This window comes from Clostridium sp. YIM B02555 (assembly GCF_022320955.1).
Taxonomy (GTDB): Bacteria; Bacillota; Clostridia; order Clostridiales; family Clostridiaceae; genus Clostridium; species Clostridium saccharoperbutylacetonicum.
This window is the reverse complement of sequence record NZ_JAKJJY010000003.1, coordinates 129,093-155,819: the sequence shown is the minus strand read 5'-3', so window position 1 is coordinate 155,819 and position 26,727 is coordinate 129,093. Positions and strand designations below refer to the sequence as shown.

At 30.0% G+C, this 26,727-nt stretch carries 25 protein-coding genes and 1 other annotated feature (1 of these 26 cut by a window edge); of the genes, 2 read left to right on the top strand and 23 right to left on the bottom strand.

The features are described from left to right. Positions 1 to 64 precede the first annotated feature (64 nt). Genes L3B98_RS06285 through L3B98_RS06275 form a run of 3 tightly spaced genes read right to left on the bottom strand, consistent with a single transcriptional unit; the run spans position 65 to position 2,737 of the window. Positions 65 to 1,225 (bottom strand): class I SAM-dependent RNA methyltransferase, encoded by a 1,161-nt coding sequence (locus L3B98_RS06285; RefSeq protein WP_077362807.1) that lies wholly within the window; start codon positions 1,223 to 1,225, stop codon positions 65 to 67. A gap of 17 nt (positions 1,226 to 1,242) precedes the next feature. Next, a complete protein-coding gene (gene pyrR, locus L3B98_RS06280; RefSeq protein ID WP_015392726.1) occupies positions 1,243 to 1,794 on the bottom strand; it encodes a bifunctional pyr operon transcriptional regulator/uracil phosphoribosyltransferase PyrR in 552 nt (183 codons plus the stop codon). Positions 1,795 to 1,825: 31 nt separating this feature from the next. Then, positions 1,826 to 2,737: an RluA family pseudouridine synthase gene (locus L3B98_RS06275; protein WP_238915989.1), complete on the bottom strand. Its 912-nt coding sequence runs from the start codon at positions 2,735 to 2,737 to the stop codon at positions 1,826 to 1,828. 325 nt (positions 2,738 to 3,062) lie between these two features. Between L3B98_RS06275 and L3B98_RS06270 the strand changes: the two genes are divergently transcribed. Next, a complete protein-coding gene (locus L3B98_RS06270; protein ID WP_077362803.1) occupies positions 3,063 to 3,836 on the top strand; it encodes a motility protein A in 774 nt (257 codons plus the stop codon). Between the two features lie 13 nt (positions 3,837 to 3,849). Then, positions 3,850 to 4,605 carry a flagellar motor protein MotB gene (locus tag L3B98_RS06265; protein WP_238915988.1) on the top strand — a complete coding sequence of 252 codons (756 nt, stop codon included), beginning with the start codon at positions 3,850 to 3,852 and terminating at the stop codon, positions 4,603 to 4,605. A gap of 146 nt (positions 4,606 to 4,751) precedes the next feature. Here the strand turns inward: L3B98_RS06265 and L3B98_RS06260 are convergent, their stop codons facing one another. From L3B98_RS06260 to pheS, 20 genes are all read right to left on the bottom strand, one after another. Beyond that, on the bottom strand, positions 4,752 to 5,387 hold the full coding sequence (locus tag L3B98_RS06260; protein ID WP_015392722.1) for a DivIVA domain-containing protein: 636 nt from the start codon (positions 5,385 to 5,387) through the stop codon (positions 4,752 to 4,754). Positions 5,388 to 5,401: 14 nt separating this feature from the next. Continuing rightward, positions 5,402 to 6,166 carry a YlmH/Sll1252 family protein gene (locus tag L3B98_RS06255; protein WP_015392721.1) on the bottom strand — a complete coding sequence of 255 codons (765 nt, stop codon included), beginning with the start codon at positions 6,164 to 6,166 and terminating at the stop codon, positions 5,402 to 5,404. Positions 6,167 to 6,174: 8 nt separating this feature from the next. After that, positions 6,175 to 6,426 carry a YggT family protein gene (locus L3B98_RS06250; protein ID WP_015392720.1) on the bottom strand — a complete coding sequence of 84 codons (252 nt, stop codon included), beginning with the start codon at positions 6,424 to 6,426 and terminating at the stop codon, positions 6,175 to 6,177. An 8-nt stretch (positions 6,427 to 6,434) separates the two neighbouring features. After that, a complete protein-coding gene (sepF, locus tag L3B98_RS06245; RefSeq protein ID WP_015392719.1) occupies positions 6,435 to 6,887 on the bottom strand; it encodes a cell division protein SepF in 453 nt (150 codons plus the stop codon). Then, positions 6,880 to 7,560, bottom strand: coding sequence for a YggS family pyridoxal phosphate-dependent enzyme (locus L3B98_RS06240; RefSeq protein ID WP_015392718.1), 681 nt, complete (start codon positions 7,558 to 7,560; stop codon positions 6,880 to 6,882). The genes sepF and L3B98_RS06240 overlap by 8 nt, the downstream gene beginning before the upstream one ends. A gap of 86 nt (positions 7,561 to 7,646) precedes the next feature. Then, a complete protein-coding gene (locus tag L3B98_RS06235) occupies positions 7,647 to 8,381 on the bottom strand; it encodes a DUF881 domain-containing protein (protein WP_077362797.1) in 735 nt (244 codons plus the stop codon). Between the two features lie 12 nt (positions 8,382 to 8,393). Then, positions 8,394 to 8,786: a small basic family protein gene (locus L3B98_RS06230; RefSeq protein ID WP_015392716.1), complete on the bottom strand. Its 393-nt coding sequence runs from the start codon at positions 8,784 to 8,786 to the stop codon at positions 8,394 to 8,396. A 12-nt stretch (positions 8,787 to 8,798) separates the two neighbouring features. Further along, complete coding sequence (locus L3B98_RS06225; RefSeq protein ID WP_015392715.1) at positions 8,799 to 9,527, bottom strand: DUF881 domain-containing protein; 729 nt, start codon at positions 9,525 to 9,527, stop codon at positions 8,799 to 8,801. A gap of 8 nt (positions 9,528 to 9,535) precedes the next feature. Then, the gene (locus tag L3B98_RS06220; protein WP_015392714.1) at positions 9,536 to 10,330 is read right to left on the bottom strand and encodes an FtsQ-type POTRA domain-containing protein; all 795 of its coding nucleotides are present in this window, start codon (positions 10,328 to 10,330) and stop codon (positions 9,536 to 9,538) included. A 229-nt stretch (positions 10,331 to 10,559) separates the two neighbouring features. Continuing rightward, positions 10,560 to 11,696, bottom strand: a complete 1,137-nt coding sequence (spoVE, locus tag L3B98_RS06215; protein WP_015392713.1) for a stage V sporulation protein E — start codon at positions 11,694 to 11,696, stop codon at positions 10,560 to 10,562. A gap of 25 nt (positions 11,697 to 11,721) precedes the next feature. After that, complete coding sequence (gene mraY, locus L3B98_RS06210) at positions 11,722 to 12,702, bottom strand: phospho-N-acetylmuramoyl-pentapeptide-transferase (RefSeq protein WP_238915987.1); 981 nt, start codon at positions 12,700 to 12,702, stop codon at positions 11,722 to 11,724. A gap of 34 nt (positions 12,703 to 12,736) precedes the next feature. Beyond that, positions 12,737 to 14,101, bottom strand: a complete 1,365-nt coding sequence (gene murF, locus L3B98_RS06205) for a UDP-N-acetylmuramoyl-tripeptide--D-alanyl-D-alanine ligase (RefSeq protein WP_238915986.1) — start codon at positions 14,099 to 14,101, stop codon at positions 12,737 to 12,739. 161 nt (positions 14,102 to 14,262) lie between these two features. Next, complete coding sequence (locus L3B98_RS06200; RefSeq protein WP_238915985.1) at positions 14,263 to 15,726, bottom strand: UDP-N-acetylmuramoyl-L-alanyl-D-glutamate--2,6-diaminopimelate ligase; 1,464 nt, start codon at positions 15,724 to 15,726, stop codon at positions 14,263 to 14,265. Between the two features lie 151 nt (positions 15,727 to 15,877). Next, positions 15,878 to 18,142 (bottom strand): stage V sporulation protein D, encoded by a 2,265-nt coding sequence (locus L3B98_RS06195; RefSeq protein ID WP_077362789.1) that lies wholly within the window; start codon positions 18,140 to 18,142, stop codon positions 15,878 to 15,880. 205 nt (positions 18,143 to 18,347) lie between these two features. Next, positions 18,348 to 20,612 carry a stage V sporulation protein D gene (locus L3B98_RS06190; RefSeq protein WP_238915984.1) on the bottom strand — a complete coding sequence of 755 codons (2,265 nt, stop codon included), beginning with the start codon at positions 20,610 to 20,612 and terminating at the stop codon, positions 18,348 to 18,350. An 86-nt stretch (positions 20,613 to 20,698) separates the two neighbouring features. Next, complete coding sequence (locus L3B98_RS06185) at positions 20,699 to 21,208, bottom strand: cell division protein FtsL (protein WP_238915983.1); 510 nt, start codon at positions 21,206 to 21,208, stop codon at positions 20,699 to 20,701. 28 nt (positions 21,209 to 21,236) lie between these two features. Further along, entirely contained in the window at positions 21,237 to 22,169 is a 933-nt protein-coding gene (rsmH, locus tag L3B98_RS06180) for a 16S rRNA (cytosine(1402)-N(4))-methyltransferase RsmH (RefSeq protein WP_238915982.1), read from the bottom strand. A 12-nt stretch (positions 22,170 to 22,181) separates the two neighbouring features. After that, complete coding sequence (gene mraZ, locus L3B98_RS06175) at positions 22,182 to 22,610, bottom strand: division/cell wall cluster transcriptional repressor MraZ (protein ID WP_077362783.1); 429 nt, start codon at positions 22,608 to 22,610, stop codon at positions 22,182 to 22,184. Between the two features lie 222 nt (positions 22,611 to 22,832). Next, positions 22,833 to 25,211 carry a phenylalanine--tRNA ligase subunit beta gene (gene pheT / locus L3B98_RS06170; RefSeq protein ID WP_238915981.1) on the bottom strand — a complete coding sequence of 793 codons (2,379 nt, stop codon included), beginning with the start codon at positions 25,209 to 25,211 and terminating at the stop codon, positions 22,833 to 22,835. A 218-nt stretch (positions 25,212 to 25,429) separates the two neighbouring features. After that, positions 25,430 to 26,449 (bottom strand): phenylalanine--tRNA ligase subunit alpha, encoded by a 1,020-nt coding sequence (pheS, locus tag L3B98_RS06165; protein WP_015392703.1) that lies wholly within the window; start codon positions 26,447 to 26,449, stop codon positions 25,430 to 25,432. 79 nt (positions 26,450 to 26,528) lie between these two features. Continuing rightward, positions 26,529 to 26,727: a binding site (T-box leader), on the bottom strand; it runs 26 nt beyond the window's last position.

The window sequence follows — 26,727 nt, the reverse complement described above, 5'->3', positions numbered from 1 at the left end:
AACTAATATAAATAACTTTTTAACCCCATCAGCTTAATTTAATTAACTATTTATCGAGTTAATTTTAATTTATTAACTTATTGATTAAAATATCACCTTGATTTTTAATTTTAATATTATCAAAATATTGATAATAATAACATTTTATTTTACCATTATATAGTTTTCTGTTCTTAGTAGACTTTACTCCAACTACTTTTTCAAAAGGCTCAAAAGATGTTAATATATTAAAATCCCAATCTTCTAATCTCTTTTTCATATTTCCCATATGTTTATAAAGCGTGTTTAACATTTCTGTTTCTCCGATTCTTTCCCCATATGGTGGGTTAGAAATTATAAAACCATACTTTTTAGAAGTTGAAAAATCCATAAAATTTCGTTTTTGAAATTCAATGTATTTATCTACTCCTGCCTTTTGGGCATTTTCCATAGCAACTTTAATAACTCTATAATCTATATCATAGCCAATTAGTTTTATATCATTCTTCTTCTCAGACTTCCTAGCACCATCTCTTACTATATTAAATTCATTTCCACTCATAGATGGCCAAGTTTCACATACAAAACTTCTATTTACTCCTGGTGCAATATTTTGAGCTATCATAGCAGCTTCTATCAATATTGTTCCTGAACCACAAAATGGGTCAATAAGTGAAAAATTTTCATTCCATCTAGAAATTAAAATCATAGATGCTGCTAAAGTTTCTTTTAGTGGAGCAATACCAGCAAGTTCTCTATAACCTCTTTTGTGTAAACCTGGTCCTGTTGTATCTATAGTCAAAGTTACTATATCTTTCAAAATTGCAACTTCAATTTTATAAACTGGTCCACTTTCACTAAAGGTCTCAATCCCATAGCTTTCACTCATGCTTTTTATTATAGCTTTTTTTACAATAGATTGGCAGTCTGGAACACTATGTAAAGTTGATTTAATACTTTTACCAACTACATGCATAACACCATCTATTGGAATTAACTTGCTCCAATCGACTTTTTTAGTTCCTTGAAATAATTCTTCAAAAGACTTAGCTTCAAACTCCGCCATTTTTATAAGTACTCTATCTGCTGTTCTCAAATGAATATTGCAAATTGCTATATCCATTTCATCACCTTCAAAAGTAACTTTTCCATTTTCAATTTTTAAATCTTCATAGCCTAGTGCTTTTAGTTCTTTTGCTGTTATACTTTCTATTCCAAAAGTACTGGTTGCAATTAAATCATACATTATATCATGTTCTCCCTTTATTCTTCATTACTATTTGAATCATATATTTTTACGTGATCTTCACCATCAATTTCGTTCAATGAAACTGCTATAATTTCATTTTTTGAAGTTGGTATATTTTTACCTACATAATCTGCCCTAATAGGTAATTCTTTATGACCTCTATCTATAAGCACTGCTAATTGAATTCCCATTGGTCTGCTTACATCCATAATAGCATCTATTGCCGCTCTAGCTGTTCTACAGGTATATAAAACATCATCAACTATAACAATTTTCTTATCTTTTATTTCAAGGCCTAAATTTAAATCATGGGCCTCTACCTTATCAGTAACAACACTTAAATCATCTCTATATAACGTTATGTCTACTGAGCCTACTGGAACTTCCTTACCTTCAATTCCTTTTATATAACTTGCAATTCTCTCAGCAAGAGGATACCCTCTAGTTTTAATTCCAAGTAAAACTAAGTCTTCCACTCCTTTATTTCTTTCAATTATTTCATGCGATATTCTTATTAATGTTCTATTTATTGCTTTATCATCTAATAGAATTGCTTTAAACTTCATGTTACCCCTCCATTAATACAATGTATTATTTCTATTCTTTTCTTAATTTATCTAATATAGTTCTAAAATACTCTGGCAACTCTGTTGTGAATTCAACATATTCATTCTTTGTTGGATGAATGAAGCCCAATGTTTTAGCATGTAACATTTGCCCATTAATTTTAAATTTTTGTTTTTTGAAACCATAAAGAGGATCTCCGACTAATGGAAAGCCAATAGATGCCATGTGCACTCTAATTTGATGAGTTCTTCCTGTTTCTAGTACACACTTAATTAATGAGAATCCATTATATCTTTCCAAAACTTCATAATGAGTCACTGCCCTTTTTCCACCTTCAACTATTCCCATCTTTAATCTATCTTTTTTATTTCTTGCAAGTGGCTTATCAATAATACCTTTATCGTTTTTTATTCTTCCTTCAACTAAAGCATAGTATTCTCTTTTCATAGAATGATCTTTTAATTGTTCTGAAAGTTTATTATGCGCTTTATCATTTTTAGCTACTACTAAAACTCCAGAAGTATCTTTGTCAATTCTGTGAACTATACCTGGTCTAATAATTCCATTAATACTAGATAAATCTGTGCAATGATAAAGTAGTGCATTTACTAATGTTCCATTGTAATTTCCTGGTGCTGGATGGACAACCATCCCTTGTTCTTTATTTACTACTACTATATCTGCATCTTCATATAAAATATTTAAAGGTATATCTTCAGCCTCTACATTCAAGACTTCAGGTTCACTAAATGTAACTTCAATTTTATCAAAAGTTTTTAACTTATAGTTGCTTTTAGGAATTTTACCATTTACTTCAATTCCATCTTTTTCAATGAGTCCTTGAATAAAAGATCTTGATTTATCAACAAAAATTTCTGATAAATACTTATCAATCCTTGCCCCTTTGTCACTTTCGTCGACTACAAAAACATGCTTTTCCATAAATCAATAATCCTTTCTTTTTAGACATAATCAAAAAATAATAGACAAGCCTCTTAGTCTATTATTTAGTAATTGATTGTTATCATATTCTCTCAACATTATAATATATTAACTTTCACTTTACAATTGAAACTTATAGATATATTGCTTAAAAATGATATTTTAGGGCATTTTACAACGTTTTTATAATGTGCTATGATTATTCTATATAATACATATTTTAATAAAAACTCGTAATTTATTACATAATCCTTATTTATTTTAGATTTAATTTAGGATTATTAAATAATTTTATGAACTTACACATTATAAGGGGGATTGAATTGTGGACATTGGTACATTAATAAGTATTTTTTTTGCTTTTTTTTGTATAATAGTAGGGTTTATTATTGAGGGAGGTAGTCCATTAGCTTTAATGCAACCAACAGCTGCATTAATAGTTATTGGGGGAACTATAGGTGCTGTGGGTATTTCATTTCCATCTAAAACACTAAAAAAAATTCCTACAGTATTATCAATAGCTTTTAAAAAGAAAGAAAGTAATAACGAAACTCTTATTAATTATTTTAAGGAAGTATCATTAAAAACTAGGAAATTTGGTCTTTTAAGTTTAGATTCAGAGCTAACTTCTGATTTAGATCCATTTGTTAAAAAAGGCCTTCAAATGGTGGTAGACGGTGTAGATCCTGAATCAGTAAAAAATATATTAAATACTAAACTGGAACAAATTTTGGATAGACATGATAATTACATTGAAGTTTTTACTTCTGCCGGCGGCTATGCTCCTACCATGGGAATAGTTGGAACGATCACTAGTTTAGTTATTATTCTCAGCCAATTAAATAATGTTAGTACAATGGGTGGAAAAATCGCCCTTGCTTTTATTGCAACATTATATGGACTTGCTACTGCAAATCTTTTTTGGCTTCCTATTGCTAGTAAGTTGAAAGAATTAAACAAAGAAGAATGCAACGAAAAGCAAATGATTATAGAAGCAGTATTACTTATCCAAGAAGGAGTAAATCCTAATACTTTAATAAGTAAATTATCAAGTTACCTTACTGCAGATGAAGCTAAACAATTTGAAGAAGAATATTAAGAGGTAATAGAATATGATTAAGAGAAGAAGAATGAGAAAAGAGAAAGACAATACAGATAGATGGATGCTTTCTTACTTGGATTTTATTACCTTAATGATGATCTTTTTTCTAATGATGTATGCGATTTCTAATGTAGATAATAAGAAAGTTGAAACACTAGCTAATTCTTTAAAGATAGGCTTTAATAGCGGAAACGGTAAAAACGTAATAGCTGTTACTGATAATACAAACTCACCTGATTCCACTGACGAATCAGTGGATGAAAGTTATTCTTCTACTGAAAGTGAGAAATTAACAGATATTAAAAGAAAAGTTGACGAACTTGTTAATAATTCTGAATTAAAAGGTGGAGTTACTACTTCAATTCAAGAAAGAGGTCTTGTAATTAGTTTTAATGATAATCTATTTTTCAATAGCGGTGAAGCAACTATTAAGCCTGATTTTCAAGGTAAGCTAATATCTATATCAAAAGTTCTAAATGGAATCGACAACTATATTCATGTAGAAGGACATACTGATAACGTCGCTATCAATACGACTTACTTTCATTCAAACTGGCAGCTTTCATCTATAAGAGCTGCAAACGTAGTAGAATTCTTAATTTCACAAGGGAATGTAAAACCCGAAAGACTCTCTTCAATAGGATATGGTGAATATAGGCCTGTTAAGTCCAATTCAACTGAAGAAGGTAAAGCTGCAAATAGAAGGGTTGATATAGTAATAATTAATAGTAAATTTAATAGTTCTGAATCTTCAACTTCAAGATAAAAAAATAAGTAAGTTAGTAAATTTCTCCAATTAACTAACTTACTTATTATATATATATGTTACGAATATAATTGCTAAAAATATAAATACTATCAAATTAAATCAATATTCATTAATCATTGAGTATTGACAATTTCAATATGTAATTATTCCTGAACGAAAAAGCTTTTAATTTCATTTAATTCATCGCTTAAGGAAGTACTTTCCTTAATTTCTTCCTCTTTATCAGTAACATCTAAACTCTCATTAGCTGTGCTAATTTCTTTTTCAATTATTTCTTCTTGAATATCTTCTTCTTCTTCAATTGGCTCTGACACATTATAATTTTTAATAAATTCTTTTTCTAAATCATCAAAAGTTTGTAATTGAGTGTTCACGAAATTTCTATATTTTGCTCTAAATTTAATAAATTCCTGCTTAACCTTTTCATACTCATCATTGATTTGTACAACATCATTATGAGCTTTATCAGTAACCTTTTGTGCTGTTTCATTAGCATTTTTAAGTAATAACTCTGCTTCCTTTTGAGCAGAATTTTTAGCCTGCTCAGCAGCGTTTTGAGCAAGTAATAAAGTATTTTGTATAGTGCTTTCAATTTTTGAATAATGATCAATTTTTTCATTTAGGTTTGCAAGCTTTTCTTTTAAGTTTGCATTTTCCTTGTAAAGTTCTTCATAATTCTCTACTACTTGATCTAAAAAGTCATCAACTTCATCTGCATTATAGCCTCTTAAACCCTTTTTAAATTCCTTATTATTTATGTCCATAGGAGTTAATTTCATGCTGTTCACCTCAATTATGTATATTTTTTTATAATAAGTTTTACTTTCCCACTTTTACTATTACCAACACAATCACCTAAAATAAATTTTCCAAAACCTCTTATAGTGATTCTATCTTCGCTCTTTAATTCTTGACTTTTATCTTTAATTTTAGCATAATTTAGAAGTACTTGACCTTGTTCAATCATACCTTGAGCCTTAGTTCTTGATGCATTTGTAATTTTGGAAACAATTCCATCAGCTCTTAAAGAAGAAACTAATACTAACTCTTCTTTAAAAGAAAACTTAGGTATAAAATCTAAATTATCAATTATTTTCACATTACATTTAACTTTAGCAATTCTTTCTAAGTTAAATATTATAAATTCCTCAACCTCTTCATGTACTGGTAAATAACAAGCATTTTCGGATACCAAAAGGTCCCCAATTTTATTTCTTTCTATTCCAAGAGATAAAATTCCACCTAAATAATCTCTGTGTGTAAGGCTTGTAAACTTCGAAGTATTTTCAATCTTTAACAATTTCATAGGAAATGGACTTTCATCCGAATTATTAAAAGAAACCATTCTTCTTTCTGCTTCTTGAAAAAGCCCATTACTCTCAACTTTAAAGTAGTTACTCTGCAAATTTTCTTCAAACCATTTCCATACATTAGGTGTATAAAAACTTCTACCAAATACAGTTATATTTTTTTCTTTTGATAATGTATATTTTTCATATAAATTTAAAGCTTCATCTTTATACTCATCTGTAAAATATTTTAGTATTCTATTTTTCATAAATTTTATTATATCATCCCTCTAAATATTCCTATTATTCCCAATGCAACCATAGGCGAAAAATCTATTGGTAAGCCCGGAATTAATCTGTCTTGTAATCTTCTAATTGGTTCTAAAACAGGACTAATAAAATCACGAATAGTTCTAACAATTTTATTTCCTTGGATTTGTGGAATCCACGAAGATATAAAATCTACAATTACAGCTAATTCTAACAATCTTAATAATATGTCAAGAACTACATAAATACTATATATCATGCCGCCTCCTATTTTGACCAGTTAAACAACGCCTTTGAACTTAATTCATTCTTTAATTCATTTGTCACTTCAACATTTGAAGGTGAAAGAAGATATACTCCCTTTTCAATTTGTTGTAGTTCTCCGCCTAAAGCATAACATGATCCACTTATAAAATCTAATAACCTTTGTGCTATTTTAAGTTCTAATACTGTAGTATTAACTAAAACTATTCTTCTATTTTTAAGAGCTTCACAAATTTCAGTAGCTTCTTCATAATCTACAGGTTTAGTTATTGTAACCTTTGTAGCTGATGATGTATGGATATTTACAACCTTACTATTCTTTTTATTGGTTATAACTGGTTCAATTTCATCTTCATCCTTTAACGCATCTTCAAATTCTTCTTCTTCAAAATCTTCATATTCTTCATAATCCTCAAACCCTAATAAAGATTTTACTTTTGACAAAACATTACTCATTATTTACGCCTCCCAAATTATAATTTCTTTCTCCAAATATTCCTGTACCTATTCTAACTAAGTTAGAACCTTCTTCGATTGCTGTCACATAATCATGAGTCATTCCCATAGATAATATGTTCATCTGTATATTTTTATATTCATTTTTCTTAAGCCCATCAAAGATTTCCTTTGTCTTTTTGAAATATCTTCTATTGCTTTCCTCATCTCCTACCGGAATTATAACCATTATACCTTTAACAGATACATTTGTACATTTTTCAATTTCTAGAATAAATTTTTCTAAATCTTCTTCTAAAATTCCACTTTTACTTGTTTCTCTTCCAATATTTATTTGAATTAAAGTATTTGCAATTTTATTAGCTTTCTTGAAATTCTTTTCTATTTCATGTAATAAATTAATACTATCCAAGGAATGTATTAAATAAACCTTATCAACTAAATACTTCACTTTATTAGTTTGAAGATGCCCTATAAGATGCCATCTTACATCATCATGAAAGCTTTCAAATTTTGTAGTAAGTTCTTGAACTTTATTTTCACCAAAATCTCTTATTCCAGCTTTATAAGCTTCTTCTAAATCTTCCAAAGGTTTTGTCTTTGAAACAGCTAAAAGCAATACTTCTTCGGGAATTTTAGCTTTAAGTTTTTCAATGTTTTGAATAATACCCATAATGTAACACCAAAATATCCTTTCTTTGCCTCACTTGTTTATATTCTATACAAATTCATAATTTCCTTCAATTATTTTAATTAATTTTACTTTTTACTTTGTTCTTCTTTCATATGGTTAACATTTATATTAGCTGTTGTAGGTGGCATAACAATTTTATCAACTACTTGAATGTCTACATAGAGCTTTCTAAACATCAATTGTTTTACATGACTTCCGTCTTCAAGCAATGCTGCTTTCAACTTTTCTGGATCACCAATTGCATATATATTAAAGGGTGCATACTCCATAGTTCCATCTTCAAACTGCAAAAATGCCCAACTACAAATTACTCCTGACCACGGAACAACTCTATGTTTATTTACACTGATTGCTTGTGCACCTGCAACTCTCAATTCATTTAAAACCAAAGCCATATCATTATCATGGAAAAGCTTATTATTTATTTGATCTGTATTTTCTTCACGTGCATTAGTTATTCCATCATTTATTTTTAATATAATTCCAGGTCCCTCAGTTTTATTTGCACCAACAAACATTCCATAATCTTTAATTTGAGCTTTCATATCCTCTAAAATTTTATCATTTTTAGTATCATTCTGTGCATAATTTCTTATTTTATCTCGCTTCTCACCATTATCTTCTTTTAAATTTCCAATTTGCCTATACAATGTTGCTCTTTCTTCAACAGCATTTTGGAATTCTGCTGAATTTAACTGAGTAAAAGATTGATTTCCTTTCAAATGATAATTCATAGATATTAATATCCCAATTATAATGGTTGCAATGAAAACAAAGAAAAAGCCTTTATTATTTTTCATTACATCACCCCATTACTTCACATCATTTTCTTCATTTTCTATTAAATTTTTCTTACCCTTACTTTTTTTCCAAGTTTTAAAATTCTCTAATAATAATCTTCTTATAATTGCAAAATTATCAAATATTCTTCCACCAAATACTATTACCGCTGCCATATATATCGGAATCCCAAGCTTATCTCCAAGATATGCAAGTCCTGCTGCCAGTAATGCATTTCCAAAAAAACCTGATATAAAGATATCTGCCTGAAAGTTTTTTGACAGATTTCCTCTTATAGCACCAAATACAGTGTCTAAACATGCAAGTATTGCCACTGACATATATGGGGATAGTTTATCTGATATGTTAACATCTAATACAAATCCAAGTATAATTCCTATTAATAAACCTATAATTGCTATCAAATTAACTCTCTCCTATTCTTTAACTGATTTTAAAAAGTCATTTTTTAATGATTGTGTTGATTTTCCTATAAATATATCATCATTTGCTTTGACTTCATTATTATAATTGGGAAGAGAACCATATTCCAAAGAACCAGGAAATGAAATTCCAACATTAAGTCTCGCTTTATCTCCAATTGCTTTTATTACCACCTTATCCTTTGGATAAACCTTCCCTGATGAACCTATAGCTATTCCATTCCCAGCTGTTTTAATTCCTGTTTGAGAAGTTACTCTAATATCATTTATTGATATAGCCTCTGCACCAGAATACCAAAGCAAATTTACAACATGAACTAACTCATCTTCTCCTAGATTTCCACTAGCATCATTTTGATTTGCTCCAAAAATAGAACTCTTAGGACTTATTGTTAGTACAACTCCAGGTCCTTTTACGTCAACTATTCCTAACTGCATTCTTGCGTCATCAAGTTGATTTTTTACATCCTTACCCAAATCTCCATTCTTAGCCGCAGTCTCTTCAATTTGCTTAAGCTCATCTGATAATTTAGAATTAGTTGCAGTTAATTCTTCCTTTTCCTTCTTTAAAGACTCAATTTCTGAAATTATATCACTTTTATTATAATTATTAATATTTGACTCAATATTCTTATTTGACAAGACTTTAAATTGATATGCCAATAAAAACCCTAGTAGTCCACAAACGATTGCTATAAACACTTGCGATTTAGATATTTTCATTTCTTATCTTACCTTTCTTTTTTATATACGGGCGCTCCATTAAAACCTACATCTACATAACCCTTTTTTATTCCAATATCCTTATCTTGAATAATATGCATTAACTTATTCATCTTATCTGGTATATTTTCATCATTTCCTAATTTTCCTTCTACTTCACCAATAGACACTTTTATATTCATAAAATCACTTAAATCAATAGTATCTACATTATAATTTGTTGGATTTTTCTTAACTATTTGATAAAAGACATCCAATACTTTAAGAATCCTTGCATCGTCCAAGGTCTTATTCCCAAGTTCTACTTTTTTCAATTCAACTCCCTGAAGCTTAACCAAATTTCTATTTTCAACATTATCGGTCTTTTCAAGCAAGTTAGTTTGACCATCTAAAACATACTTATATCCATCACTTTCTGTATAAAATACTCCTTGTTTTTCCATTATCTTTATGTTAACTTGTTTTGGATATGTTTTAGTAATTTCTACACTTTCAACATAAGGATTTTTTTTCGCTTCATTTATAATATTGTTTTTATTTATAAAAAATATATTCTGACCAATAATATTTTCTGTTTTTTCTTTAACATCTTCACCACTCATAATAGGATTCCCTAAAATGGCTACCTTTTTTACTAAAAAAAAGTCAGACTTAGTTGCAAAAACTACTACACCTATAGTTATTATTATTGTCGATAATATTATTCTTTTTATTAACTTTCTTTTTTGTGATTTTATAATAAATTTCTTTGTCTTAGGTAACTTCTTTGTTTTAGGTAAATTTCTTTTCTTTGAATTAATCATACTCATCCCTATTTCTATATATCCTTTATTATAATAATATAATTTTTATTCTGTATATTAATAAATTTCTCTTCAATTAATTGATAATAAATATCTATATAAATTTATATTTATTATATAATGATACCACGTTAATTAAAGAATTTCATCTAAATTAAAATGCTATTTCCATATTCTCAAAAAAAACAGGGTAAAGAATTAATTATCTAATTCTTTACTCTGTACATATTTATACTTTTCTAATTTCTTCTTTTCCTTCAATTTGCCGTGATATATTTAGAAGAACTCCAACTGCAGCCATATTGATCACCAGAGCCGAACCTCCATAACTAATAAATGGTAAAGGAACGCCTGTAACAGGCATCGATCCAGTTACAACTGCTATATTGATAAGTGATTGAACAGCAATAACTGAAGTTATTCCTACTGCAAGAAGTGTACCATACGTATCCCTTGCTTTCATGGCTACATTTATTCCTCTCCAAATAAATATTACGAATAAGGTTATTATGCATATACATCCAATAAGACCTAGTTCTTCACCAATTATTGAGAAAATAAAATCATTATGTGGTTCTGGCATATATAAAGTTTTTTGTCTTGATTGGCCAAGACCAAGTCCCGTTATACCTCCAGCTCCAAGTGCATAAAAGGATTGTATTAATTGATATCCATTTCCGGCAGCATCATTCCAAGGATTTATAAAGTTCAATAATCGAGCTCTTCTATAATCTGCAGACATTGCAAAAAATGCTGCTGCTGCTACTAAAACTGGAGCTACTATTCCAAATAAATGTTTTAATTTTCCCCCAGCAGCAAATAACACAATAAAGGTAACAATCATAATAACTGATGCAATACTTAAATTCTTCTGAGATAATACCAATGCAGCATAAAATCCTGAAACTGTTAAATATGGAACTATTCCAGTTGTAAATTTTTTAACACCTTCACCTTTGAGTTCTAAGCTCATTGCTAAAAAAATTACCACAACATATTTAGCAATTTCTGAAGGCTGTAAACTAAATCCACCAATCTTAATCCATCTCTGCGCTCCTTTAGTATCAGCAAATAAGAACACAGCTAATAACAAAGGTACACATCCTATCATTATTGGTACTGTGTATTTTTTTATTTTATGGTAGTCAAAACTCATAGCAACGGCCATTGCAATAACTCCAACAACTGCTGAAATAAGCTGTTTTTTCAGATAAGCCATACTATCATGGTCTATATACATTGCATAGTAAGAACTAGCTGAATATACCATAACTATTCCTATTGTTAACAGTAATGCCACTGAATAAAATATACCATAATCTATTTCACCCATCTTAATTTTTCTTTTTGGCCTAATGACCTTCATACATAAATCCTCCAAACTTACTTAACTAAAGCGCTATAAAACCAATTACACATAAAATTGTAGTTATACATGAAAATACGGTTACTATTTTAACTTCACTCCACCCAACTTGTTCAAAGTGATGGTGTATTGGAGACATTTTAAATACTCTCTTACCAGTTAATTTAAAAGAAGTAACTTGAATGATAACAGATAATGTTTCAATCAAATAAATACCTCCAACTATTATAACAAACAACTCCATTCTAAGCATTAAGGCCATAGTCCCTATAACCCCTCCTAGAGCTAAAGAACCTGTATCACCCATAAAAATCTTTGCCGGAAAAGCATTAAATTTCAGGAACCCAAGTAATGCTCCAATTAATGCTAATGCAAAAACTGACACTTCATAATTTCCTGTTCTAAATCCAACAATAGCAAAATATGTTAATACAATTATTGTAACTGATGTTGCAAGTCCATCAATACCATCTGTCAAATTGACTGCATTTGTTACTGCTGCATAATAAATAACTATAAATGGTATATATAATATTCCTAAATTGAATTTAATATTATGCCCTAAAAATGGGAATAATATATCAGTTCCAACATTTACATATCCATACCATGCTAAAGCTAATGAAAATAAAATTAATAATATCATCTTTTGTGCTGCTCTTAATCCTAAGTTATCTTTGTGAATTATTTTTAATATATCATCTAAAAATCCAATAAATCCAAATGCTAGAAATGAATATAATAGTATCATTTCTTTGCTTGTTAGATTTTGTCCCATAATTAACATAGTTGCAGCCGTTGAAATAAAAAATATAAGACCACCCATTGTTGGAGTTCCAGATTTTTTTTGATGGCTCTTAGGTCCATCCTTTCTAATATTTTGACCAAACTTCAATTTGTGAAGTACTGGTATAAATATCGGTCCAAGTATCATCGAAAATATAAATCCCATTATTAATGGTGCTAAAATTTTAAAATTCATTATAAAGTTCATAGTGTCCCCCATCCTGTGCTGCCTAAGGCAAGTCACCTCCTTAGTTTTATTTCATTTTCTCTATATACTTAATTATTTCCTCAAATTTTCCACTTCTTGATGCCTTTATTAAAATAGTATCATTTACTTCTATTAACTCAACTAATTTTTCCATAAGTTCCTGTTTTGTTTCAAAGACCATTGTGGCATCTCCAAAACCAGCCTTATAACAATCCTTAAACTCTCCTGTTGTTAATAAAATATCAACCTTTTCTTTTGCATAGTTTCCAATTTCAGTATGAGCTTTCTTAGCATAATCACCTAATTCCCCCATTGTTCCCAGTACTGCCAATTTTCTTGTTCCAGAGGAATTTTTAAGAACCTCAATCGCTGCTTTCATTGAATCAGGGCTGGCATTATATGAGTCATTAATTATTGTGAAATTATTTTTTTGTATAAACTCAAGTCTCATAGAAGTTGCATTAAAATTTTCTAATCCTTTTTCCATTTCCTCAAATGTTAATCCAAAATCTCTTGCAATTTGTATCCCTATAAGTGCATTAAGTACATTATGTTCTCCAATCATATTTAAATTGAATCTATGACTTTCCTTTTCCATAGTCACTACATCAAAAGAAGTACTTTTATCAGTTAATTCAATGTTTTTAGCATACATATTGTACTTTTCATCATATCCAACTTTTTGTAAATTAAATTTATCGCATCTATTTAAAGTCTGTAACATATCATTTTCACAATTTACTATTAATGAATTTTGCTCAGCAAAAAAGTCTGTTATACACATCTTCTCTTTAAGTATATTTTCCCTAGTCTTCAAATATTCTATATGTGACACTCCAATATTTGTAATTGCTGCAACATCAGGAAGTGCAATACTTGCTAAACGGTTTATTTCACCAAAATTACTAGTTCCCATTTCAAGTACAGCTATATCATAATCTTTTGAAAGCTGAAAAATCATGAGAGGTAAACCAATTTCATTATTAAAATTCCCTTGTGTTTTAAACACCTTATATTTTCCACTCAAAAATGCAGCCACTAAATCTTTAGTGGAAGTTTTACCTGTTGAACCCGTTATTCCAACAACTTTTATTCCAAGTTTTTTTCTATAAAATCTTGCTAAATCTCCTAAAGCAGTTTTTGTATCCTTAACTTTAATTATCGTACCTTTATTATTTAATTCTTCTTCTCGAAATTTAACTTCATCTATTATAATTATAGATGCTCCTTTTTCAATAGCCTTAATTACATAATCATTTCCATTAAAGTTTTCACCTTTTAATGCTATAAATAAATTATCTTTTTCAATTTTTCTTGTGTCTGTAGAAATAACATTAAAGTTTCCTTCATTATTATTGTATAATACTTTTCCCTCTACAGCTTTTATTATTTCTGCTAAATTTAAATCCAAGTTCATCCACCCCTTTTAGTCAATTAACAGTTTACAATTTACAGTTGAGAAAGTGTTTGCAGTTTACAGTTGTCTTTACAATTTTTTACAGTTATCAATTTTTAGTTTGTTTATATAAAAAATTATTCTATATTCTAAGTAAACTTAGCTTTTACTATTAATCATGACTTGTTAACTGAATCAAGTATTTCCTTTACAACTTCTCTTTCATCAAAATGTATTGTTTCATCTTTTAATATTTGATAAGTTTCATGTCCCTTACCTGCAATTACAATAACATCATCTTTATCAGCTATTGTAATGGCTTTTTTTATTGCTTCTTTTCGATTTTCAATTATTATATAATTTTCTTTATTAACCCCTGCTTTAATATCCTTAATTATCTCTGCTGGTTCCTCACTTCTTGGATTATCTGAAGTTATAATTGAAATATCTGCTATATCAGTAGATATTTTTCCCATTTGAGGTCTTTTAACCTTATCTCTATCTCCACCACATCCAAAAACAGATATTAATTTTCCTTTAGTAAAAGCCTTAGCCGTTTTTAATATATTTTCAAGGCCATCAGGAGTATGTGCATAATCTATAATTATTTCATATGGAAGATTATATTCCTTTGCTACTCTTTCACATCTTCCTAAAACAACAACACTTTCAATTCCATCTTTTATTGCAACCTCTGGTATATCTAACTTATAGCATGCTATAATAGCTCCTAAAGCATTATAAATGTTATATTCACCAGGTATATTTAAAATAAATTGTTCTTCTTTCTTAAGTTTAAGCTTAAACTTAATTTCTCTACTTCCCATTTCTTCATCAAAAGCTTTAAAATCAGAATTACTATTTGCCGAAAAGGTATAGACTTCTTTTGCTTTTAAATTTTCTAAATCTTCAATTACTTGTCTTCCGTAATTATCGTCAATATTAACAATTTTTATTCCAGCTCTTTCAAACAATTTAAATTTTGCCTTATAATAATTTTCAAAGGTTTTATGAAAATCCAAATGATCTCTAGTTAAATTGGTAAATATCCCAACTTCAAATTTAACTCCATACACTCTATCTAATTCTAAAGAATGTGAAGAAACTTCCATAACGCAATATTCTACACCTCTATTTACCATGTCTGAAAATAGTTCTTGTAATTCCAGTGATTCAGGAGTTGTTCTTTCAGTATGGATTTTTTCACTTCCTATATAATTTGCAATAGTTCCAATTAAACCAACTTTTTTATTGTTTGCCTCTAAAATATTCTTTATCATAAAAGCAGTAGTAGTTTTACCATTAGTTCCTGTTATTCCAATGATTTTCATTTTACTGCTAGGATTATCATAATAATTTGCTCCTAATAATGCTAAAGCTTTTCTTGTATCTTCACATTTAATAATTGTGACTTCTTTGTTTTCTATGTCCACTTTATCTTGGACTACAATCACCTTTGCTCCATTTTCTAAAGCTTTATTAATATAATTATGCCCATCGGTTGCATATCCTTTAACGCACACAAAAACATCAAGCTGATTAATTTTTCTACTATCATAGTTTATTTTATTGATCTCTACATCAATTTCACCTTGAATCAGTTCATAATCTATTCCCACTAAAATACTTTTAAAATTCATATTGAATCTCTCCCAACTAAATTTATCTTATTATTACTGTCATAATTTTACTCATGGCAAAAATGTAGAATTTTTTTCCAAAACCAATACTAAAAATATAGCATGCGAGCATTCTCACATGCTAATGCTTTATCACTTATCTAATTTCGATTTAATCCTTATAATCTGCATTTAAAACCAACTTAACTGTTGTGCCTTTAGTTATATTTTCACCTTCTGAAATATCTTGAGATAATACTGATCCATTGCCTTCAAAATTTGGTGTTATTCCAAGTCCCTTCAATAAAGCAGCAGCATCATCCTTTGAATATCCCCTAACATTTGGCATTACAACATTATTATTATAAGTCGCATCACCACTAGTGTAAAGATTTATTTTAGTATCTTCCTTAACAGTATTTCCAGGATATGGACTCATACTTACTATTTTATCGCCATTACCATCAAGATTGAAGTTTAATTTTGCATCTTTTAGCACTTTTTTAGCATCTTCCAATTTCATATTTCTTACTTCGGGTATTACAACATCTTTAGTGATTTTCTCACCTTTTTCATCAGTAAATTTTGTGTTTAAGTAATTAAAGATATCTAAAAATAATGGTTTTGCATAAGGAACTGCAACTTGGGCTGCATAATATTCACCATTACTTGGTTCATCCACAGTTATCATTATAGTGACTTTAGGATCATTTGCTGGAGCCATTCCAACAAAGGAAGATATGTATTTACCTTCTCCATATTTACCGTCAACTACTTTTTCAGCTGTTCCAGTCTTTCCACCTACATGATACCCTTCAATAAAGGTTCCTGCCCCTGATCCTCCAGTTACAACTGCTTCAAGATAACTTCTAAGTTCTGCTGTCTTTTCCGAACTTGCAACTGTTGAAGTCTTAGGTTTAAAGGTTTCATCTACAATACTAACATTATTTTCATCCCCATGAGTAACTTCCTTCATTATATGGGGCTGAATTAAGGTTCCTCCATTCGCAATGGCATTAAATGCAGCCATATATTGAACTGAGTTTACTGTATTAGTTTGTCCAAACGATATTGTTGCAAGATCTGCCTCAGACATCTTATTAACTGGTTTAACAATACCAGGAGCTTCACCAGGTAAATCAACGCCACTAACTTTACCAAATCCAAATTTATCAATAGTTTCAAACAATTTTTCTTTTCCTAGCATTTTACCTAACATTACATACCCTACATTAGATGAATTTTGTAAAATTTGAAGTAAATTTTGAGTTCCAAGGCCCTCTTCAGCGTCCTTTACTGTAATTCCACCTACTGATATTGATCCATTATCTGCAAATTTCGTATCTTTATTAACTACATTATTTTCTAAACCAGATATAGTAGTAAATACTTTAAATATTGAACCAGGCTCAAAAGTATCATTTACCAATCTATTTCGCCACATCTTTTGTACTTTTTCACCATTATCTTTGCCATCAAATTTTTCTGCTCCTTCAAATGGCTTATTGGGATCAAAATCCGGTTTATCAACCATAGCTAAGATTTCTCCTGTTTTAGGATCCATAACTAATACAGATACAGCCTTAGCCTTGTTATTTATATAAGCCTGTTCTGCTGCCTTTTCAGCAAAGCTTTGAATATTTTCATCTATAGTTAGCTTTACATCTTTACCATTTACAGGTGCTGTAAACTGTGAAATGTCATATGGCAAATCAGTACTGTTTTTATCCACTTCTGCAATCCTCATTCCAGGAATTCCAGATAAATATGAATTATATTGGAGTTCCACTCCTGATAATCCTTTGCCATCAGTATTGGTAGTTCCCAATACATTTGCTAAAAAATTATTATTTGGATAATATCTCTTAGTATCTGTAGTAACTAAAATACCATTTATATTAAGAGCCTTAACTTTATCTGCTGTATCTTTTTCTATTCTTCTAGCAACTGTCGCAAAGGTTGCATCCTCGCCACTTGGAAGCTTAGTCTCTAAAATTTCTTTTATTTTTGAAGCATCCATATCTAACGCCTTTGCAATTACTGGTGCAATATCACTTGTTTTTATACCTTCTTTTCCTGCTGGAATTGGGATTCCCACACTATTTCTTTGTTCCTTTTCCTTGAGCGATAAATTATCAGGCCCTTCTTTTAAATAATCCCTTATTGATTTTAAATCAAAATCGACCCTATAAACATTAATTGATACTGCAAGCTCTTTACCATTTCTATCAAGAATTTGTCCCCTTTTTGCATCTATTTTCATCTCACTAGTCCACTGTTCTTCAGCCATTGTTGCATAATCAGCCCTCTTTACTATCATTATATAAGAAAGTCTAATTACCAATACTACAAAAATAAATGTTAACATTAAAGCTGCAATAGTAATCCTTTTGCGCATCATTAGCTTATCTCTACGTTTATAATTATTATTTTTCAATTTTCTCTTCCCTCACGTATCTCATTTTTAACTTTTTACTAATCTACCCTTAGATTTTTCAACATTAATATTATCCCTAAAAAATATAGCATGTGAATATTCCCACATGCTAGTTATTAATATTTCGTCAATTCAAACTTCAATTATTTCATCAAAACAAATATTTCAGCTTTAGTAAGCTTAAAATTTTCTTATTAGTTCCTGTCTAGTCTTTATAATCGGAACTTAAGATTAATTTAACAGTGCTTCCTTTGCTTATAACTTCCCCTTGGGAAATATCTTGTTCCGAAACTGCTCCATCACCTTCAAAAGTAGCTACGATTCCAATATTTTTTAATAAAGCAGAAGCATCTTCCTTTGAATATCCTCTAACATCTGGCATTACAACATTATTATTATAAGTCCCTTCACTATTTGTGTAAAGATTTATTTTTGACCCTTCTTTTACAGAATAGCCTGGATATGGTGTTATACCTGTAATGTTTTCTCCATCCCCTTCAATATTAAAGTCTAGCTTAGCATCTTTTAATACTTTTTTTGCATCAGCGACTTTCATATTTCTAACTTCAGGTATTGTTACATCCCTAGTGATCTGTCCTAAATTTTCATCTGAAAATTTACTATTTAGATAATTAAAAATATCTGAAAATAATGTTTTTGCTGGTGGCACTGCTACTTGAGCTGCATAATATGCCCCATTTTTAGTTGGTTCATCAATAGTTACCATGATTGTAACTTTAGGATCATCTACAGGAGCCATCCCAACAAATGAAGATATATATTTACCATCTCCATATACACCATTTACTACTTTTTGTGCTGTTCCTGTTTTACCACCAATATGATATCCTTCTATAAAAGTTCCTGTGCCAGATCCACCTGTAACAACTCGTTCAAGGTAAGATCTAAGCTCTGCAGTCTTTTCTTTACTTGCTACAGTTGTGGTTTTAGGTTTAAAGGAATCATCCACTATACTTGCATTATTGTCGTCATTATGTGTTATTTCCTTCATTACATGAGGCTGAATTAATGTCCCCCCATTTGCAACAGCATTAAAAGCAGTCATATATTGAACTGAATTAACAGTGTTTGTTTGTCCAAAAGCAATTGTTGCAAGATCTGCCTCTGAGATTTTATTAACTGCCTTCACGATTCCCTTAGCTTCACCTGGTAAATCAATTCCACTTGCTTGTCCAAATCCAAATTTATTAATGTATTCACATAACTTATCTTTACCAATCATCGCACCTAATTTCATAAAACCTACATTACATGAATTTTGAATTATATCTGGAAACTTTTGTGCTCCATGTCCGCCAGCTTTCCAACACTTTGGATTAATTCCTCCTACTGATAATGATCCATTACATTGGAAATCCGTATCTTTATTAACTACATTTTCCTCTAAACCAGTAATGGCTGTAATTACTTTAAATATTGATCCAGGTTCAAATGTATCATTAACCAATCGATTTCTCCACATTTTTTGTAATTTTTCTCCACTATTTGCTCCATCAAATTTGTCTGCACCTTGATATGGATTGTTAGGATCAAAATCAGGCTTATTAACCATTGCTAATACTTCTCCTGTCTTAGGATCCATAACTAATATAGATACAGCTTTAGCTTCAGTATCTTCAAATGCTTGCTGTGCTGCTTTTTCAGCAAATTTTTGGATATTTTCATCAATTGTAAGAGTTATATCTTTACCATTTACAGGTGAAGTAAACTGAGAGATTGTATATGGATAATCCATATTATTTTTAGTAAGTTCTGCTACTTTCATACCAGGAATTCCTGCTAAATATGAATTATATTGAAGTTCTATACCAGTTAATCCTTTATTATCTGTATTAGTACTTCCCAATACGTGTGCTAAAAAATTTCCATTTGGATAATATCTCTTTGTATCAGGAGAAACAATTACACCACTAATATTTAGTTCCTTCACTTTATCAGCTATATCTTTTTCTACTCTTCTTTTTACTATTGCGGCTCCAGCAGGTTCTCCATTTTTAAGTTTCGTTTCAAGTTTATCTTTTATTACTGAAACCTCTACATCTAATGCTTTTGCTATTACAGGTGCAATATCATCGTTCTTTAACGCTTCATTTCCTGTTGGCACAGGAATCCCCACACTTTTCATATGTTCAAGTTCCTTGGCTGGTATTTCTTTTAAGGATCTTTTTAAATAATTTCTGATAGATGTCAAATCAAAATCCACTCTATAAACATTAGCAGAAACTGCGAGTTCTTTACCATTTCTATCTAATATTCGTCCTCTTCTTGCGTCAATCTTAACTTCACTTGTCCATTGTTCTTCTGCTCTTGCTGCATAATCTGACCTTTTAACTATCATTATATATGAAAGTCTAAGAATCAGTATGGAAAACACAAAAGTCAAAGCAAAAGCAACTAAGCTCATCCTCTGTCGCATTTTTGACCTATCTTTATAATTTTCCCTTCTCAATACCCATTTCCCCCATGGACCTTACTTTTATTAAATTATATCTATCCCTAATAATTTTGATTAATTATTTATGCTATAAATTCACACTATTTTATAAGATTTATTAGTTTTGAAAATATGCTATTCTCTTTAGTATTTTGACTGACACCATTTGATTCAATACCTGCAAAATAATTATCTGAGAAATCAACTTTAACTATTTCTTCTTTTTTAGGTACATACATACCCAAATTACCTTCAGCTTTTCTTTCAATGTTATTTAACGAAGAAAATTTTAGTATACCTACATTCAATGCATCATTTTTTTCTTGAGCCTGCTTAATTTGATTATTCATATCACTAACTCTTTTTTGCATTGAATAAACTTTATTATCTCCTGAAATTGTTGCAACCCCTAAAGCAAATATTACTACAGCTACTGTCACCAAGTATTTTCTATCGTTTTTTCTTTGATTTCTTAATAATGCTTCTTTCTTTACTCTTCTTTTAATCTGTTTATATTTTTCATCCGGCTTACGTACTCTTCTTTTTCTTTCTGGTGCTAATACTGTATTCCCCTTAATATAATCATATTCTCTTCTCGCCAATTTATTCACATCCCTATCATTTATAACATAATATTAATTATAATTTTTCAATAATTCTAAGCTTAGCACTTCTACTTCTTGGATTTTCTTCAATTTCTTTATCAGTTGGAGCAATTCCTTTTTTTGAAATCGTCTTAACCGTTGGCACTTTTCCACAAATACAAACTGGAAATTCTTTAGGGCAATTACAAGGATTCTCTAATTCTCTGAATTTTAATTTTACAATTCTATCTTCTAATGAATGAAACGTAATAATTGCCATTCTTCCACCTTTATTTAATTTATTAACCCCATCTTCAATTGTTTTATTTAATATCTTAAGTTCAGAATTAACCTCAATCCTAATAGCTTGAAAAGTTCTTTTCGCTGGATGTGGTCCATCTCTTCTCATCTTTGCTGGAATTGCAGCCTTAATTATATCTACTAATTCTAAAGTTGTTTCTATAGGCTTTTCAGCTCTTCTGTTCACTATAAAATTTGCTATTCTTTTAGCAAACCTTTCTTCTCCATAATCTTTAATAATCTTAGACAATTCTTCTTCACTATATTTATTCACAATATCATATGCCGAAAAATCATTATCTCTATTCATCCTCATGTCTAAAGGAGCATCCTGCATATAACTAAAGCCTCTAGAAGCTTCATCCAGTTGATATGATGAGACCCCAAGGTCCATAAGAATTCCATCTACTCCTTCTAAATCTAGTTCATTTAAAATATTATCTATATTAGAAAAATTATCGTGAACAAATTTTACATTGCTATAATCTTTTAATCTTTCTTTAGCTGCAGCTAAAGCATCTTTATCTTGATCTATTCCAATAAGCATTCCATCCTTTGATAGATGCTTTACTATATGAGAAGAATGTCCTGCTCCACCTAATGTACCGTCAACATAAATTCCATTAGCTTTTATGTTCAGTGCATCAATACATTCATTTAATAATACCGAAACATGTTTAAATTCCATACTAAAAACTCCTTATATTCCTAAATCATTCATTTTTTCTGCTATTGAGTCAAAATCAAGATTTGACTCATTATACTCGCTCCACTTTTCTTTGCTCCATATTTCTACCCTAGATAATACCCCAATACTTACTATGTCCTTTTCTATTCCTGCATATTCCTTTAAATTTTGTGGAATTAGCCCTCTTCCTTGCTTATCTAACTCAACCTCACAAGCCCCAGAAAAGAAGAACCTTACAAAAGACCTTGCATCCTTGTTTGTTAAAGGCAAAGTTTTTAGCTTGTTTTCTAATATTTCCCATTCTTGAAGTGGATATGCATACAAACATCCATCAAGACCTTTGGTAATAACAAATTTATTTCCAAGGCCCTCTCTAAGCTTGGCCGGAACAATTATTCTATTTTTAGGATCTAACGCATGTTGGTACTCTCCTATAAACATCATTCTCAGCTCCCACTTAAAAAATTAATTCTATACTCTATTTTAACCCACTTCGCTCCACTTTCAACCACTTTATGTATATTTATTCTATATAAATGTGATTTTTCCTTCTTTTAAGCTTATATTTTTTTCATTTTTAGAAATTTTTCTTAAAAATGCTCAAAAAAATCAGGTGAATATTTGTTAAAGAACAAATATTCACCTGATTTAGGTTAAAAATTATTAATCTCTTAATGTAGCTCCAAGTTTATATTCTAAAGATTTCAATATTTTCTCATGTACCTTATTAACATCTTTATCGGTTAAAGTTTTATTTTCATCTCTATACCAAATTGCATAAGCAATACTCTTCTTGCCTTCTGGAATTTGCTTTCCTTTATATATATCAAACAATTCTACTTTTTCAACTAAGTTTCCACCGGCTCTTTTTATTGTATCATCAATTTCTTGAACTAAAAGACTGTCATCAACAAGTAACGCAATATCTCTTGTTACTGCAGGGAACTTTGGAAGTGCTTTGTATTTTTTATCCATATCTGAACTTTCATATAAAACATCTAAATCTAATTCAGCCACATAACATGGTACATCAATACCATAATTTTCTGATACATCTAAATGTACTTCTCCAATAGTTCCAGCATTTGTTCTTCCAATAACAATCTTTGCTGTCTTTCCTGGATGATAACTTACATTTTCACTTTCTCTTTCATATTTAACATTTTTAATTCCAAGGCCATCAGTTATATTTTCTACAACACCCTTAAGATCTAAATAATCACATTCTCCATACATACCTATAGTTAATATATTTTTTTCAGTAGGGAGTTTAGTTTCCTCTTCATTTGGAATATATACTTTACCCATTTCAAATAATCTAACATAAGGATTATTTCTTGAGTAATTTCTTCCTAGAGATTCCATCATTGAAGGAAGTGTTGTGGTTCTCATTACACTATAATCCTCTCCTAATGGATTCTTTATTTTAACTACATTTCTAAGCACGCTATCTTCTGGTAAATTGATTTTATCAAACACCTTTGGAGATACAAATGAGTAACTGATAGATTGATTTAATCCACTTCCTGTAGCAAGCATTACTACTCTGTTATCTAGCAAGCCCTTTCTATATCTAGGTTCTCTTTCTGTAGAAACCTTAAAAATTGTTGTAGGAATTTTTTCATATCCATAGATTCTTGCTATTTCTTCAGCTATATCTTCTCTAATTGCAATATCAACTCTAAAGGTTGGTGCTTTTACGACTAAATTATCACCATTAATTTCTGTAAATAAATCAACGCTGTCCAAATATCTCTTCATTTCTTCTTTAGAAATTTCTGTTCCAAGGAAGCCGTTTACCCAATTTGAATCAACAGTTACTGTTGACACTTCTTTTTTGTTATTGTAAACATCAATTGTTCCTTCCATAACTTCACCAGCATTTAATTCACAAATCAAACTGCAGGCTCTGTTTAATGCAACTTCTGCTAAGTTTGGATCAATATCCTTTTCAAATCTTCCTGAAGCTTCTGTTCTTAAATTTAATTTCTTCGAATTTACTCTTATGTTAGTTCCATCAAAGTTTGCACATTCAAAAACAACTTCAATTGTATCTTCTTTTATTTCTGAGTTTAATCCCCCCATTATTCCAGCAAGACCTATAGTGTTATCACCATCTTTAATACAAAGCATAGAATCATCTAGCTGTCTTTCTACTTCATCTAATGTAGTGAATTTTTCACCTGCTTTTGCTCTTTCTATAACTATTTTATTAGTAGTAATTTCTCTTCTATCAAAAGCATGCATTGGTTCACCAATCTCAAGCATAACAAAGTTTGTTATATCAACTATGTTGTTTATTGGTCTTACACCTGCTTCAAGAAGTCTTTCCTGCATCCAGCCTGGGGAAGGCTCTACTTTAACATTTTTAATTCCTCTTGCCATATATCTGTTACAAAGAGAATCTTTAACTTCAACATTCAATTCTTCATTTATGTTTTTTGAATTCTTAACTTCATATTCTAAACTTGGCATTTTATAAGTTGTTCTAAGAGCTGCAGCTGTTTCCCTTGCCATTCCAACCATGCTTAAGCAATCAGGTCTATTTGAAGTAATTTCAAAATCTAAAATAGCTTTATTTAGGCCTAAAATTTCTTTAATATCCACTCCAAGCTTAGTATCTGTAGGTAAAATCATTAAACCATGTACTGGTTTATCCCCTGCTGTTCCTAATTCTTCTTCTGAACAAAACATACCATTAGATGCTACTCCTCTAAGTTTACCTTTCTTTATCTTTGTCCCATCGGCAAGGGTTGATCCATGAAGAGCAACTGGTACAACATCTTGCTCCTTCATATTTGTAGCTGCTGTAACTATTTGAATTTCTTCACTGCCTATATCAACTTGACATATACTTAATTTATCTGCATCAGGATGTTTTTCAATTTTAGTGATTCTTCCAGTAACTACATTTTGAATTACATCCCCTTGAACAATAAGTTCCTCTAGTTGTGATCCAGTTAAAGTTAATTTATCTCCTAATTCCTTAGGACTAACATTTATATCAACATAATCTTTAAGCCAATTATATGGTACTTTCATTTTGTCTCCTCCTCTTGATTATTGGGTATATGGATTATTGAATTTCTCTCAAAATATCTACACCCAGTATTACAATCTTCAATGTTCAATTATCAATGGTCAGTACTTTATTATGAATTTTCAATGTTTAATTAATGTTTATTTCCTTTGAAGATCTTTAAATTTTGACCAATTATTTTTTCAAACATATCATAATAGTATTAATTTCAAATAATTTCTTAGAATTGGTTTAAGAATCTCATATCACTTTCATATAGTAATCTTATATCATCTATTCCATACTTTAACATTACCATTCTATCTACTCCAAAGCCAAAAGCAAATCCACTATATACTTCTGGATCAAGGCCACAATTTCTTAGTACATTTGGATGAACCATTCCACAGCCTAAAAGTTCTATCCAACCACTACCTTTACATACTCTACATCCTTCACCACCACAAACGAAGCATGTTGCATCCATTTCTGCTGATGGTTCTGTGAATGGGAAGTGGTGCGGTCTGAATTTAGTTTGAACTTTATCACCAAACATCTTTTTAGCGAATAATTCTAAAGTTCCTTTTAAATCAGCAAAAGTGACACCTTTATCTATAACTAAACCTTCCATTTGATAAAATATAGGTGAATGAGTAGCATCTACAGAATCTGATCTATATACTTTACCTGGTGATATCATTTTTATTGGAGGCTTTTGATTTTCCATAGTTCTAATTTGAACTGGTGAAGTTTGTGTTCTAAGGACTATATTATCATTAATATATAACGTATCTTGTTCACTTCTTGCTGGATGATTCTTAGGAATATTTAAGGCTTCAAAGTTATAATGATCATATTCAACTTCTGGTCCATCTTCAATTGTGAAGCCCATTGAAACAAAGATTTCTTCCATGCTTTGTAAGGTTAAATCTAAAGGATGTCTTTTTCCTATAACTTTCTTTCTTCCTGGAAGTGAAATATCTATATTTTCACCTGCAAGTTTTTCTGCTTTTTCTTTACTTTTTATATCAGATAATACACTTTCTAATTTCTCCTCAACAGCTGCTTTAGCTTCGTTAACCAATTTTCCTACCATTGGTCTTTCTTCTGGAGAAACACTCCCCATACCTCTTAATATTGTAGTAAGTTCTCCTTTTTTTCCTAAGAACTTTACTCTAATTTCTTCTAATTCACTGCTGTTTTTAACAGCTTCGATTTGATTTAATGCAAGTTCTTGTAATTCTTTAAGTTTTTCTTTCATAATCGTTTCTCCTTTCAATGCTGCAAATTTCAAATATTAATTTCACAGGCTTTTCTGCATAAAAAAATCGTCCCCCTAAAAAAGGGACGAAATATCCGCGTTACCACCCTAATTGGAACTCAAAATGCAAGTACCCAACTTAATTTAATTAACGACCTTTTTTGCCGCTAGCTACTACTGCAATTTTCACAGCTAGAACTCCTGAGCGAACTTCAATATTATATTATTTAAGAAGGCTTACAGTCCATGACCCTCTCTCCCTTAAAACTTTTCTAATA